This window comes from Rhodococcus sp. ARC_M12, from assembly GCF_022810385.1.
GTDB classification, from domain to species: domain Bacteria; phylum Actinomycetota; class Actinomycetes; order Mycobacteriales; family Mycobacteriaceae; genus Rhodococcoides; species Rhodococcoides navarretei.
Genome location: NZ_JALGQI010000080.1, coordinates 1 through 389 on the forward strand (window position 1 = coordinate 1; position 389 = coordinate 389).

Genomic DNA, 389 nt, shown 5'->3' on the forward strand with positions numbered 1-389 from the left:
GTGAAATTCGTCCCCCGGCGTCTGGCGACCGGACTGGGTGCGGCCCTGAACACAGATTCGGTGTTCCTCGCGGACGTCGACATGGCTGCTCGCCGAACGTATCTCGACAGAATCCGGAACAGCTGAGGATGCCGACACGCGCGCTCGACCAGCAACCCGAAAGGCAGTCACAGTGACCCCCACGACTCTGATCGAGAACTATCCCCACCGGATGGGAGGGCACTGCGGGTCAGGTGCAATGCGAGACCTTCTCCAGTGGCACGGTCTGGGATGGGACGGACCACCCGACGAGGGGTTGGTGTTCGCACTGGGTGGTGATCTGGGTTTGTCCTACCTGCGATCGGACGACCTGGTCCCACCGATGTACCTGGTCGGCCGCGGTGCCGACT

1 protein-coding gene is annotated in these 389 nt (G+C 63.5%); it reads left to right on the forward strand.

Translation table 11 applies throughout. The features are described from left to right. Positions 1 to 172: 172 nt before the first annotated feature. On the forward strand, positions 173 to 389 hold a 217-nt coding region (locus MTX35_RS25435), incomplete at its 3' end, for a BtrH N-terminal domain-containing protein (protein WP_243597490.1).